We start from the raw sequence: 13,569 nt of genomic DNA on the forward strand, positions 1-13,569 counted from the left end.
CTGTTTTCAAACAGTACGAAAAAAGAAGTAATGGTAATACAAACACGTTGCCCAAGGGTTAATCATATTATATAAGAGATGGATGTATATTTTTCTGAAAATTGTTAAGGAATAGAAGTATAAAATATGTCCATTTGAATAGGGAGGGAAGGTTATGAAAGTACAAAATGAAGTTTGTATTGTTTGTGAGACAGAAAGAAAAGAAGGGATATATGTTTATAATAATTTAATATGTTATGAATGTGAAAAGGATATGGTGAATACGGAGACAAATGATCCGAAGTATATATATTATTTAAAGCAGCTTCGGAAATTAGAAGTATCATATTTTTAAATAGGCATATGCCTATTATTTTTTTTGTTCTGTATAATAGAGGGAGAATGAAATAATAAGGAAGAGATATAGATGAATCAAAATCGCATACCTTTATATGAGGCATTAACAGAGTTTAAAGAAAGAGGGCCGTTATCCTTTCATGTTCCAGGTCATAAAAATGGTTTAAACTTCCCTCAGGAAGCTGTAGGGGAGTTTAAAGATATACTATCTATCGATGTAACTGAGTTGTCAGGATTAGATGATTTACATAGTCCGTTTGAATGTATAGATGAGGCACAACAGTTATTAGCTGATGTATATGGAGTGAAAAAAAGTTATTTTTTAATTAATGGTTCAACAGTAGGGAATCTAGCAATGATTTTGTCTTGTTGTGGGGAACATGATATTGTTCTTGTACAAAGAAATTGTCATAAATCAATTATTAATGGTTTAAAATTAGCGGGCGCAAATCCAATTTTTTTAGATCCATGGATTGATGAAGCTTATAATGTACCAGTGGGAATTCATGATGAAATTATTAAGGAAGCAATTGAAAAATATCCAAATGCTAAAGCACTCATTTTAACGCATCCTAATTATTATGGAATGGGGATGGATCTAGAGGCAAGCATCGCTTATGCACATGCACATAAAATCCCCGTTTTAGTAGATGAAGCACATGGAGCCCATTTTTGTTTAGGAGGGGCATTTCCAAAGTCAGCATTAGCATATGGTGCAGATATTGTAGTTCATTCTGCACATAAAACATTACCCGCGATGACAATGGGATCCTATTTACATATAAATAGTCGCTTAGTGAAAGAAGAAAAAGTTTCTACCTATTTAAGTATGCTACAATCTAGTAGTCCATCGTATCCAATTATGACTTCTCTTGATATTGCACGTTTTACAATAGCACGTATAAAAGAAAAGGGACATGATGAAATTGTCGAGTTTTTACGGGGATTTAAAGACGAATTGTGTTCTATTCCACAAATAGCTATTTTACAGTATCCATTACAAGATGAGTTAAAGGTTACTGTACAGACACGTTGTCAGTTATCAGGATACGAATTACAGTCTGTATTTGAAAAGGTCGGTATATATACAGAAATGGCGGATCCATATAATGTCCTATTTATTTTGCCCTTGCAAGTAAATAAGGAATATATGAAGGCTATAGAGATGATCCGAGGGGCATTGCAATATTATGAGGTGAAAGACAAGAAGGAATCTATTCGTTATACTTATAAAGGAGAATTTTCTCCTTTACCGTATACATATAAACAACTGGAAGGATATGAAACAAAAGTAGTATCTGTAGAAGAAGCAGTTGGGATGATAGCGGCAGAAATGGTAATTCCGTACCCACCTGGAATTCCATTAATTATGTATGGGGAAAGAATTACTTCAGAACATAAAGAGCAAATTATGTATTTAGAGCAATCAGGCGCTCGTTTTCAAGGTAGCACGAAATATATGAAAGTGTATGATATAGAAAGTAGGTTTTAGAATGAAGGGATTATTTGTAACAATTGAAGGTCCAGAAGGTTCGGGTAAAACAACGTTAATTAAAAGTTTATTGCCGTACTTTGAACAAAAAGAACAAAAGGTAATGGCGACGAGAGAACCAGGTGGTATTGCAATTTCAGAGGATATTAGAACAATTTTACATAAACAAGAATATACGATGATGGAAGCACGTACAGAGGCGCTTCTGTATGCTGCTGCACGTAGACAACATTTGGTGGAAAAGGTTATGCCGGCACTTAACGAGGACTACCTTGTATTATGTGATCGTTTTATAGACAGCTCTTTAGCGTATCAAGGATATGCAAGAGGGTTAGGTATGGATAAAGTATTTGAAATAAATCGTTTCGCAACAGAGGACTGTATGCCTAGTTTAACGATTTACCTAGACATTGAACCAGAGATTGGTTTAGCTCGCATTGAAAAAGATGCAGGACGTGAAGTGAATCGATTAGATATGGAAGATATCTCTTTCCATAAACGTGTCCGTGAAGGGTATTTACAAGTTGTAGAACGTTTCTCAGATCGTATTGTATTGGTAAATGCTGATCAACCAATGGAAAAACTTATAGAAGAAGTTGTTCAGATTATAGAAGATAAATTGTTATAATAGAAGGAAAGAATGAAATAAGTGAGGTATGTATTATGACGAAGACGTGGGAGCAGCTTTCTGCTATACAACCCATCGGTGTAAAAATGTTGATGAATAGCATTGCAAAAGAGCGTATATCCCACGCTTACTTGTTAGAGGGAGGGAAAGGGACTGGAAAGTTTGCAACGGCAATTCAAATGGCAAAGAGTTTCCTATGTTCTGGGCGGAATGGGGTAGAGCCTTGTCATGTATGTACAAATTGTAAGCGAATTGATTCAGGTAACCACCCTAACTTACATATTGTAAAACCAGACGGATTATCTATTAAGAAGCAGCAAATTCATGATTTACAAGAAGAGTTTTCAAAAACAGGATTAGAAGCAAATAAAAAAGTATATATTATTGAGCACGCAGATCGTATGACAGCAAATGCAGCGAATACACTTTTAAAATTTTTAGAAGAACCAAGTAGTGATACAACAGCTATTTTACTTACTGAACAAAGTCATCAAATTTTAAATACGATTTTATCTCGCTGTCAAGTTGTTACATTTAGACCGTTACCTACGGAATCTTTAATTAGAAGATTACAGGATGAAGGTATTACGGCATCTTTATCGACACTTGCTGCGCAACTCACGAATAGTTTTGATGAAGCTTTAGCTTTATGTAGTGATGAATGGTTTGCACAAGCACGAGCTTTAGTGATAAAATTATGTGAAGCGCTCGAAAAGGATAAAGCCTCTATTTTTTTTGTACAAGAAAAATGGGGAAAACACTTTGGAGAGAAAGAACAATTACAGCAAGGTTTAGATATGTTGCTCCTTATTTATAAGGATTTATTATATGTTCAACTTGGAGAAGAAGATCGTCTTGTTTTTCATGAGCAGAAAGAGTTGTTTGAATCTTTCTCCTATGCTCAGAAGCGCATTGTATCAGCTCTCTTTAATATATTAGAGGCAAAAAATAGAATCAACGCTAATGTAAATGCGCAGCTTGTGTTCGAACAGTTAGTGTTGCGGTTGCAGGAGGGATGACCGTTTTGTATGATGTAGTAGGTGTTCGCTTTAAGAAGGCCGGAAAGGTGTATTACTTCGATCCGAATCAGTTCGATATCTCTGAAAATGAGTTTGTAATTGTAGAAACAGTAAGAGGTATTGAGTACGGAAAAGTAGTTATTACCAAAAAGCAAGTTGATGAAAACGACGTTGTATTACCGCTAAAAAAGGTTATTCGTATTGCAAATGAAAATGATCGTACCATTGTTGAAGAGAACAAACATGCTGCGAAAGAAGCATATCAAGTTTGTCAGCAAAAGGTAGTAGAGCATAATCTTGATATGAAACTTGTAGATGTAGAGTATACGTTCGATCGCAATAAGATTATTTTCTACTTTACTGCGGATGGTCGGATTGATTTCCGCGAACTAGTGAAAGACTTAGCGGCAATTTTTAGGACAAGAATTGAACTAAGACAAATTGGTGTTCGTGATGAAGCGAAGATGCTTGGTGGTATTGGTCCATGTGGTCGTATGCTTTGTTGTTCTACTTTTTTAGGAGATTTTGAACCTGTATCCATTAAGATGGCAAAGGATCAAAATTTATCATTAAATCCTGCAAAAATCTCTGGTTTATGTGGTCGCTTAATGTGTTGCTTAAAATATGAGAATGATGAATATGAGGCAGCAAAGGAACAACTTCCTGATTTAGATCAACGTATACAAACCCCGCATGGTACTGGCCGTGTTATCGGATTAAATATTTTAGAAAGATTAATTCAAGTGGAACTAGTAGACAAGGAACGGATAGTAGAATATACGTTAGATGAGTTAGTGAATAAAGGGGTCGTTTCGAGTCAAACCACAGATTAATGAGGTGGGTGCTTGTGGAGAAAAAAGATATTTTTGCATCGGTTTCTAGTATGGAAGAGCAAATTGGACATTTATACAAACAGTTGGGAGAATTAAAACAACATCTTGCAGAGTTGTTGGAAGAGAACCAACATATAAAAATGGAAAATGAAAATTTGCGACACCGCTTTGAAGAAGTGCAGATTAAAGAAAAACAAAAAACTCAAAAACGTAAAGAAGTGAAGCCGAAGACAACTGATATTGGCGAAGGCTACGATAATTTAGCAAGGCTATATCAAGAAGGTTTTCATATTTGTAATCTGCATTATGGAAGTGTACGTAAAGAGGGAGATTGTTTATTCTGCCTGTCATTTTTAAATAAAAAGTGAAATTACCTTTCCAATGATAATTGGAAAGGTAATTTTTTATACATGAGAGTAGAATGAAATATGTTTTTTATTAGTAGAAGATGAAATAGGGTAGGTTAAGTGTAAGAAAAGGAGTAACATATGAATTTATATGAAGATGAACGTTTAGATTACTTATTAGCGCAAGATATGAAGATTGTACAAAGCCCATCAGTATTCAATTTCTCGTTAGATGCTGTTTTACTTGCAGACTTTGCTTGGGTACCGATTCAAAAAGGTAATGTACTTGATTTGTGTACAGGTAACGCAGTTGTCCCCCTTTTATTAAGTACAAGAACAAAGGGAAACATTACAGGTGTAGAAATTCAAGAACGTTTATATGATATGGGAATCAGAAGCGTTCAATACAATAAGTTAGAAGAAAGAATTCACTTAATACATGGGGATTTGAAAGATATGCCGGAGAAACTTGGACTTCATCAATATGATGTAGTCACATGTAATCCCCCTTATTTTCAAACACCTGCAACTTCTGAGAAAAATATGAATGAACATTTAGCGATAGCTCGTCATGAAATTATGTGTACATTAGAGGATGTTGTATCTGCAAGTAGTCAATTAGTAAAGCAAGGTGGGAAAGTAGCATTTGTACATCGTCCAGGTCGTTTACTAGATATTGTTACATTAATGCGTAAATACAAAATTGAACCAAAGCGTGTACGATTTGTTTATCCTAAGGCAGGGAAAGAAGCGAATACATTGTTAATTGAAGGAATTAAGGATGGAAACGCAGATTTGAAAATATTGCCCCCTCTTTTTGTATATGAAGAAAATAATGAATATACAAAGGAGATTCGTTCAATTTTATATGGAGAAGAATAAGCATTGTTTTTATGTAGTAGAGTGCTCTGACGGAAGTTATTATGCTGGATATACAAATCATATAGAGAAGCGGATTCAGACCCATAATAGTGGAAAAGGGGCTAGGTATACGCGTGCTAGACTTCCTGTTGTTTTAAAATACATAGAATTTCATGAAGATAAGCGTACAGCTATGCAAGCAGAGTATTATTTTAAGCAGTTAAATAGAAAACAAAAAGAAGAATATATGCAAAAAGGAGAACGCTATGTGGCAACAAAAAAGCTTTCAACAAAATGAAAAGGGAGTTTTATATTTAGTACCAACTCCTATTGGAAATTTAGAAGATATGACATTTCGTGCAATCCGAATTTTAAAAGAAGCTGATTTAATTGCTGCTGAAGATACGAGACAAACGAAAAAACTTTGTAATTATTTCGAAATTGAAACCCCTGTTATGAGTTACCATGAGCACAATAAGGAAGTAAGTGGGAAGAAAATATTAGGGAAGTTAGACGAAGGAAAGACTGTAGCACTTGTTAGTGATGCTGGTATGCCGTGTATTTCCGATCCAGGTTACGATATTGTTGTAGAGGCTGTAGCAGAACAGTATCATGTTATCCCGCTTCCTGGGGCAAATGCAGCCCTTACAGCATTAATTGCATCAGGTCTTGAAACAAAACAATTTTATTTCTATGGATTTTTACAAAGAAATAAAAAAGAAAGAAAAATGGAGTTAGAGAAGCTTCGTTATGTACAAACTACAATGATGTTTTATGAAGCGCCCCATCGTTTAGATGATACTTTAATCTCGATGCAAGAAGTGTTGGGAAATAGAGAAATTGTATTATGTCGAGAGTTAACGAAAAAATTCGAGGAATTTATTCGTGGAACAGTTGAGGAAGCAATTGAGTGGACGAAACAAAATGAAGTTCGTGGCGAGTTTTGTATTTTAGTAGCTGGTTCAACGGAAGAACCTGCCCCAGAAGAACAATGGTGGGAATCTATTTCGATATATGATCATATTGAACATTATATAAACGAAAAAGGTATGAATTCAAAAGAGGCAATAAAAACAGTCGCTAAAGATCGAGATTTGTCGAAACGCGATGTATATCAAATCTATCATGTCGATAAAAAATAAGCTTCTCATAATTGAGAAGCTTATTTTGCTGTTTCGATATAATCTTGAAGTTCGTTTAAGACTTGCTCAGCGCCTTCTTTGCTTAAGATAATTTTACCTTCAGCTAAAGATAGGTTACCATCAGATACTTCACCAGTTACTTGGCAAGTCATGTTTGGCTTATATTTTTTTAAGATGATTTTCTCGTCATCAACGTAGATTTCAAGAGCATCCTTTTCTGCAATACCTAAAGTACGGCGTAATTCGATTGGAATTACTACACGACCTAATTCATCAACTTTACGAACGATACCAGTAGATTTCATAATTCTTTTCCTCCTAAAGAAATAGTTTATAAGTTTCGAGTCTATTTTCTAGATTCGTCATTTTTCGACAAAATACCCTATGGACATATGATACCAATCATTTACATTTCCGTCAATTCTTTAATTCTATATTTTTTAAAAAGATTTATAGATTTCTTACTTCTTATATATAATAGAATGAGAGTAATTTCTACTATTATTTCACTTTATTTTCAGAAAAATTTATAGATTGTAAGTAAGGACTGTATATTTTCTTGAAATATGAGCAATAGATGATAAAGATATTAAGTATTAACTCGTTTTTATCCCGCATTAACAAGCAGTAAGATTCTAAATTTAAAATTTGGCTGGAGCAAAGAAGTTAAGTTGGAGTCGGATTGGTGCGGGTTAATAATCCGCGGGAGTGAGCAAAACCCCCACAGATTAAAGTTTCACTTTATATATAAGTTTTTGATATACTATTTATAAATACATATGAGGTTATCCGGGAGGTCCAAAACAATGACAGAGGAAAACAAATCCTTTTATATTACTACCCCAATTTATTATCCAAGTGGAAAATTACACATTGGACATGCTTATACAACAGTAGCAGGAGATGCGATGGCACGATATAAGCGTATGCAAGGATATAATGTTCATTATTTAACAGGAACTGATGAGCATGGACAGAAGATCCAAAAGAAAGCAGAAGAATTAAATGTTACACCACAAGCATATGTGGATAACATTGTTGCAGGAATTAAAGAGCTTTGGGAGAAGATGGATATCTCTTATGATGATTTTATTCGTACAACTGAAGATCGTCATAAAGATGTTGTTGAAAAAATCTTCAAGCAACTAGTAGATCAAGGTGATATTTATCTTGATGAATATGAAGGTTGGTATTCTGTACAAGATGAAACATTCTATACAGAACATCAATTAGTAGATCCAATTATGGAAGGTGAAAAAGTAGTTGGAGGAAAAAGCCCAGATAGTGGTCATGATGTAGAACTTGTTCGTGAAGAATCGTATTTCTTTAGAATGGGTAAATATGTCGACAGACTATTAAAATTCTATGAAGATAATCCACATTTCATTCAGCCAGAGTCTCGTAAGAATGAGATGATTAATAACTTCATTAAACCGGGCTTAGAAGATTTAGCTGTTTCTCGTACTTCATTTGACTGGGGAGTTCGTGTTCCAGGTAACCCGAAACACGTTATTTACGTATGGGTTGACGCATTATCTAACTACATTACAGCATTAGGTTATGGAACAGAAAATGAAGAGATGTATAAGAAATTCTGGCCAGCTGATGTGCATTTAGTTGGAAAAGAAATCGTTCGTTTCCATACAATTTATTGGCCAATCATTTTAATGGCATTAGATTTACCTCTTCCGAAAAAAATCTTTGCTCATGGTTGGATTTTAATGAAGGATGGAAAGATGAGTAAGTCAAAAGGAAACGTAGTAGATCCAGTTACTTTAATCGATCGTTACGGATTAGATGCATTACGTTATTACTTACTTCGTGAAGTTCCATTCGGATCTGATGGTGTATTCACACCAGAAGGATTTGTGGAGCGCATTAATTTCGATTTAGCAAATGACTTAGGTAACTTATTAAATCGTACAGTAGCTATGATTGATAAGTACTTTAACGGAGAAATCCCTGCATTTAAAGCAGATGTAACGGAATTCGATGAAACGTTAGTAACGTTTGCAAAAGATACATTGAAAAAAGTAGAAGAGGCAATGGAGAATATGGAATTCTCTGTAGCGCTAAGCTCAATTTGGCAATTGGTTAGCCGTGCAAATAAATATATTGATGAAACACAACCGTGGGTATTAGCGAAAGATGAGAATGATCGTGAAAAATTAGCTTCTGTAATGGCTCACTTAGCAGAAGTACTTCGTCAAACAGGTATTATGCTTATGCCGTTCTTAACGGTAGCACCAAGTAAGATGTTTGCTCAACTTGGACTTACTGAAGAGGCACATAAATCTTGGGGAAGCCTATCTACAATTGGCTGTATTCCAGCTGGAACAAAAGTAGAAAAAGGAAACCCGATTTTCCCTCGTTTAGAAATGGAAGTAGAAGTAGGCTACATTAAAGAACAAATGAAAAGCTCTGCTCCTAAAGTAGAAGAGAAAAAAGAAGAAGAACCGAAAGCAGAAGAAATTACAATTGATGATTTCTTTAAAGTAGAATTACGCGTAGCTGAAGTACTATCAGCTGAACCTGTGAAAAAAGCAGATAAGTTGTTAAAAATTCAGCTGGATTTAGGTACAGAAAAGCGTCAAGTTGTTTCAGGAATTGCAAAATTCTATTCGCCGGAAGACCTAAAAGGTAAAAAGGTTATTTGTGTAACAAACTTAAAACCTGTAAAATTACGCGGTGAATTATCACAAGGTATGATTTTAGCGGGTGAAGAGAATGGCGTATTGTCATTAGCATCAATCGACCAAAATCTACCAAACGGTACAAAAATCAAGTAATTAAGACAAGAAAAGAGATGTTTCACGTGTAACATGTGTGAAGCGTCTTTTTTCTTTTTACACTCTCTATTTTTGCATTAAAATTATAGTATTGTTATCGTTAAGTTAGTAAAAAGCTTATTTTTTAGAATAAACTTGATTTCAATATAAAAGGAGTTATGTATTATGTTGTTTGATACACATTCACATTTGAATGCAGAGCAATTTGAAGAAGATTTGCAAGAGGTTATTGTACGAATGAAAGAAGTGGGAGTTACCTATACAGTTGTTGTTGGTTTTGATGAAGTAACGATAAAAAAGGCGATTGAATTAGCTGAAACTTATGATTTTATTTACGCTGCGGTAGGATGGCATCCAGTTGATGCAATTGACATGACAGAAGAACATCTAGCTTGGTTAGAAGAACTTGCTTCTCATCCTAAAGTCGTTGCACTTGGAGAGATGGGATTAGATTATCATTGGGATAAGTCTCCAAAAGAAATACAGAAGGAAGTATTCCGTAAACAAATTGCATTAGCCAAAAAGGTGAAATTGCCGATTATTATACATAACCGCGATGCAACTCAAGATATTGTTGATATTCTAGAAGAAGAGAATGCAGCTGAAGTGGGAGGCATTATGCATTGTTTTAGTGGCAGCGTAGAAGTAGCAGAGCGATGTGTTGATATGAACTTTTTAATTTCGTTAGGCGGACCAGTTACATTTAAAAATGCTAAGAAACCGAAAGAAGTTGCTATGGAGATTCCATTAGAGAAATTGTTAATAGAGACGGATTGTCCATATTTAACACCACATCCATTTCGAGGAAAACGAAATGAACCAAGTTATGTAAAACTCGTAGCAGAAGAAATTGCGAATTTAAAAGGAATTTCTTATGAGGAAGTAGCAGAAATAACAACAAAAAATGCAAAAGCTTTATTTGGTGTTGAATAAAAAGGAGTGGGAGAACCCATTCTTTTTTATTTTTGTGAAAAAATAAGGGCGAATGAGGAAGTGTTACAATAAGAAGAGAGAACAAAGTTTTGGACATTCTATTTTTTAAAATGTAAGAATGGGGAAAATAATAATGGAAAAGTCGTCATTTTTTTGTTTTACTAAGTAGAGACGAAACGAGTGTGGAGGCAAGCATGAAAATTAAAGAGATTATCGTTGTAGAAGGTAAAGATGATACAGTTGCGATTAAGCGTGCTGTTGATGCGGATACAATTGAAACGAACGGTTCAGCAATCGGTGATCATGTTATTGAGCAAGTTAAATTAGCGCTGCAAAAACGGGGCGTTATTATTTTCACAGATCCAGATTATCCTGGAGAGCGTATTCGAAAAATTATTTCTGATAAGGTGCCTGGATGTAAACATGCCTTTTTACCGAAGGAAGAAGCACTTGCCAAAAGGAAAAAGGGTGTCGGGATTGAACATGCTTCTAATGAATCAATTCGCCGTGCTTTAGAGAATATACATGAAGAAATGGAAGCTTACACAAGTGAAATTAGTTGGAGCGATTTAGTCGATGCAGGCTTAGTGGGCGGAGAAATGGCAAAGAGTCGCAGAGAAAGAATGGGTAAGCTATTAAAGATTGGTTATACAAACGCAAAACAGTTACATAAACGTTTACAAATGTTTCAAGTTTCAAAAGAATCGTTTGCAGAAGCTTATAAGCAAGTCATACAGGAGGAAAGAAAATGAAGGATATCGCAACGCCAAATCGTACGAAAGACATTGTTGAAAAGTATGGATTTTCATTCAAAAAAAGTTTAGGACAAAATTTTTTAATTGATACGAACGTATTAAATCGTATTGTCGATCACGCTGAAATTGGTTCAGAAAGTGGTGCAATTGAAATTGGACCAGGTATCGGTGCGTTAACAGAACAATTAGCGAAGCGTGCTAAAAAAGTAGTGGCTTTTGAAATTGATCAGAGATTATTACCGATTTTAGATGAGACGTTAGCTCCATATAACAACGTTACAGTTATAAATAAAGACGTACTAAAGGCAGATGTACATGAGGTGTTTAGTGAGCAATTTGAGGAAGGGCAAGATGTAATGGTAGTAGCGAACTTACCGTACTATATTACAACGCCAATTTTATTTAAATTGCTGGAAGAGAAATTACCGGTTCGTGGATTTGTTGTTATGATGCAAAAAGAAGTTGGAGATCGTTTAGCTGCTAAACCTGGAACGAAAGAGTATGGTTCTTTATCCATTGCTATTCAGTATTATACAGAGGTAGAAACAGTTATGACTGTACCACGTACAGTGTTTGTGCCACAACCAAATGTTGATTCTGCGATTATTCGTCTCCTAAAGCGCCCGAAACCAGTTGTAGAAGTAACAGATGAGACATTCTTCTTTGAAGTAGTACGAGCAAGTTTTGCACAGCGTCGTAAAACTTTAATGAATAATTTATCAAATAATTTAAACGGTTTCCCGAAAGATAAAGAGTTGTTGGATCGAATTTTAACAGAAGTAGGAATTGATCCAAAACGAAGAGGCGAAACGCTATCTATCGAGGAGTTTGCAACATTAAGTAATGCATTAGTTCTTCATAAATTGTCATAAGAATAGAAAAGGGACAGTTCAACTTGAACTGTCCCTTTTGTCACCTTTCCGCTCCTACATTCATACTTTAAAAACAGGTAAGATGGCCTAACGAGTTTGGAGGTAGGAGAATGGCTTTACATGTTGGAGAATTAGTGGAACGATATTCTCATAATAGGGATATCCTTTTTCGTATTATAGAAATAAAAGGCGAGATAGCTATATTATTTGGAGAGGAAATTAGACTGGTGGCAGATGCACCACTTGAAGATTTAATTAGTATAGATCAACGAGAGCATAAAAAAAGAGCGAAGCGTGAGAAAGAAACGATGGAGCGTACGTATCGTTTGTTTCAACAAGATTATGTATTAATGAAACAAAGGCATGAACACACTTCAACGGGTGGATATACAAGTGAGGTGAATTATTTTCAAATGCCAGGACGTGTATTGCATATAGATGGGGACCCGTTATATTTGCGCAAGTGCTTAGACTTATATAATAAAATTGGTGTTCCTGTACAAGGTATTCATTGTAAAGAAACAGAGATGCATGAAAAGGTAGTAGATTTAATAGATCATTTTCGTCCGGACATTTTAGTTATTACGGGGCACGATGCATATACAAAATCAAAAGGGGTAAAGGGAGATTTAGCAGCATATAGACATTCAAGGCATTTTGTACAGGCTGTTCGAGAAGTGAGAAAAAAATATCCATCATTGGATCAACTCGTTATTTTTGCCGGGGCATGCCAATCACACTTTGAAGCATTAATTCGAGCGGGTGCTAATTTTGCTAGTTCACCATCTAGAATTAATATTCACGCACTAGATCCTGTATATGTGGTTGGTAAAATTAGTTTTACGTCGTTTATGGAAAGAGTAAATGTATGGGATATTGTACGTAATACGATTACCGGCGAAAAGGGACTTGGCGGGATTGAGACGAAGGGGATTTTACGAACTGGATTACCCTTTCAACATTATGAAGAATAAGCAAGGTACATATGTATCTTGCTTTTTTGTATGGAAAGGATTTAAATCAGCTTGGATAAAAAGAGACAAGAACGCGCAGACTACATAATGATACTTTTACAATATAGTATTTCTTCTATCTATTTGAACGCATGATGCTTTTATAACGATATTGTCTGTGAGTTGCGGTTAATAATTGGGATAGATATATCGTGTTTTAAGTGTTCAATCTAAATTACAGCGAGGTGTAACGAAGTATATGTCAAAACGTTTAGATGAAATTAAAAGCGAATTAGATCACCATCTTGGACAGAGACTGATGTTAAAGGCAAATAGTGGGAGAAGAAAAACAGTAGAACAATCAGGTGTACTTGCAGAAACGTACCGTTCTGTTTTTGTTGTACAATTGGATCAGCAAGAAGATGCGTTGCAACGTGTATCATATAGCTATGCGGATGTTTTAACAGAGACAGTAGAGTTAACGTTTTATGGTGAACCTCATAATGAAGTAATTTTATAATTCATGTATCGTTACATATATTCCCACAAATGAAAAGCTATATTATTTTGCATACTAATTATACCGTAGCAAAATAAGGAGGGACTCTG

Annotated in this window: 16 protein-coding genes; 15 read left to right on the forward strand and 1 reads right to left on the reverse strand. The window is 35.0% G+C overall.

All coding sequences use genetic code 11. The annotated features are described in order from the left end of the window. Window positions 1-154 precede the first annotated feature (154 nt). From ILT06_RS30725 to rsmI, 9 genes are all read left to right on the forward strand, one after another. On the forward strand, window positions 155-334 hold the full coding sequence (locus ILT06_RS30725) for a sigma factor G inhibitor Gin (protein ID WP_064475144.1): 180 nt from the start codon (window positions 155-157) through the stop codon (window positions 332-334). A 72-nt stretch (window positions 335-406) separates the two neighbouring features. Further along, window positions 407-1,828 carry an aminotransferase class I/II-fold pyridoxal phosphate-dependent enzyme gene (locus ILT06_RS30730; protein ID WP_088047077.1) on the forward strand — a complete coding sequence of 474 codons (1,422 nt, stop codon included), beginning with the start codon at window positions 407-409 and terminating at the stop codon, window positions 1,826-1,828. A 1-nt stretch (window position 1,829) separates the two neighbouring features. Beyond that, window positions 1,830-2,456, forward strand: coding sequence for a dTMP kinase (gene tmk, locus ILT06_RS30735; RefSeq protein ID WP_000677225.1), 627 nt, complete (start codon window positions 1,830-1,832; stop codon window positions 2,454-2,456). A 35-nt stretch (window positions 2,457-2,491) separates the two neighbouring features. Then, entirely contained in the window at window positions 2,492-3,475 is a 984-nt protein-coding gene (holB, locus tag ILT06_RS30740; protein ID WP_064475146.1) for a DNA polymerase III subunit delta', read from the forward strand. 5 nt (window positions 3,476-3,480) lie between these two features. Beyond that, window positions 3,481-4,308 carry a PSP1 domain-containing protein gene (locus tag ILT06_RS30745; protein WP_000272429.1) on the forward strand — a complete coding sequence of 276 codons (828 nt, stop codon included), beginning with the start codon at window positions 3,481-3,483 and terminating at the stop codon, window positions 4,306-4,308. A gap of 14 nt (window positions 4,309-4,322) precedes the next feature. Further along, entirely contained in the window at window positions 4,323-4,676 is a 354-nt protein-coding gene (yabA, locus tag ILT06_RS30750; RefSeq protein WP_000412057.1) for a DNA replication initiation control protein YabA, read from the forward strand. A 120-nt stretch (window positions 4,677-4,796) separates the two neighbouring features. Further along, window positions 4,797-5,537 (forward strand): tRNA1(Val) (adenine(37)-N6)-methyltransferase, encoded by a 741-nt coding sequence (locus ILT06_RS30755; protein ID WP_222655907.1) that lies wholly within the window; start codon window positions 4,797-4,799, stop codon window positions 5,535-5,537. Then, a complete protein-coding gene (locus ILT06_RS30760) occupies window positions 5,524-5,814 on the forward strand; it encodes a GIY-YIG nuclease family protein (RefSeq protein ID WP_000414343.1) in 291 nt (96 codons plus the stop codon). Before ILT06_RS30755 ends, ILT06_RS30760 begins: the two co-directional genes overlap by 14 nt. Continuing rightward, the gene (gene rsmI / locus ILT06_RS30765) at window positions 5,783-6,658 is read left to right on the forward strand and encodes a 16S rRNA (cytidine(1402)-2'-O)-methyltransferase (protein WP_064475148.1); all 876 of its coding nucleotides are present in this window, start codon (window positions 5,783-5,785) and stop codon (window positions 6,656-6,658) included. The genes ILT06_RS30760 and rsmI overlap by 32 nt, the downstream gene beginning before the upstream one ends. Window positions 6,659-6,678: 20 nt before the next feature. Here rsmI and ILT06_RS30770 read toward each other — a convergent pair whose 3' ends face one another. Next, window positions 6,679-6,963 (reverse strand): transition state genes transcriptional regulator AbrB, encoded by a 285-nt coding sequence (locus ILT06_RS30770; RefSeq protein WP_000843037.1) that lies wholly within the window; start codon window positions 6,961-6,963, stop codon window positions 6,679-6,681. 501 nt (window positions 6,964-7,464) lie between these two features. Between ILT06_RS30770 and metG the strand changes: the two genes are divergently transcribed. From metG to veg, 6 genes are all read left to right on the forward strand, one after another. Further along, entirely contained in the window at window positions 7,465-9,447 is a 1,983-nt protein-coding gene (metG, locus tag ILT06_RS30775; RefSeq protein WP_064475149.1) for a methionine--tRNA ligase, read from the forward strand. Between the two features lie 165 nt (window positions 9,448-9,612). Beyond that, window positions 9,613-10,380 (forward strand): TatD family hydrolase, encoded by a 768-nt coding sequence (locus ILT06_RS30780; RefSeq protein ID WP_064475150.1) that lies wholly within the window; start codon window positions 9,613-9,615, stop codon window positions 10,378-10,380. Window positions 10,381-10,574: 194 nt separating this feature from the next. After that, window positions 10,575-11,132 (forward strand): ribonuclease M5, encoded by a 558-nt coding sequence (gene rnmV / locus ILT06_RS30785; protein WP_000692830.1) that lies wholly within the window; start codon window positions 10,575-10,577, stop codon window positions 11,130-11,132. Further along, window positions 11,129-12,007 carry a 16S rRNA (adenine(1518)-N(6)/adenine(1519)-N(6))-dimethyltransferase RsmA gene (gene rsmA / locus ILT06_RS30790; RefSeq protein ID WP_064475151.1) on the forward strand — a complete coding sequence of 293 codons (879 nt, stop codon included), beginning with the start codon at window positions 11,129-11,131 and terminating at the stop codon, window positions 12,005-12,007. Before rnmV ends, rsmA begins: the two co-directional genes overlap by 4 nt. 110 nt (window positions 12,008-12,117) lie before the next feature. Then, window positions 12,118-12,981 (forward strand): sporulation peptidase YabG, encoded by an 864-nt coding sequence (yabG, locus tag ILT06_RS30795; RefSeq protein WP_222655908.1) that lies wholly within the window; start codon window positions 12,118-12,120, stop codon window positions 12,979-12,981. A gap of 238 nt (window positions 12,982-13,219) precedes the next feature. Then, the gene (veg, locus tag ILT06_RS30800; protein WP_000044349.1) at window positions 13,220-13,480 is read left to right on the forward strand and encodes a biofilm formation stimulator Veg; all 261 of its coding nucleotides are present in this window, start codon (window positions 13,220-13,222) and stop codon (window positions 13,478-13,480) included. Window positions 13,481-13,569 lie beyond the last annotated feature (89 nt).

It is taken from the genome of Bacillus sp. 17RED48, from assembly GCF_019837545.1.
In the GTDB taxonomy this organism is placed as follows: domain Bacteria; phylum Bacillota; class Bacilli; order Bacillales; family Bacillaceae_G; genus Bacillus_A; species Bacillus_A wiedmannii.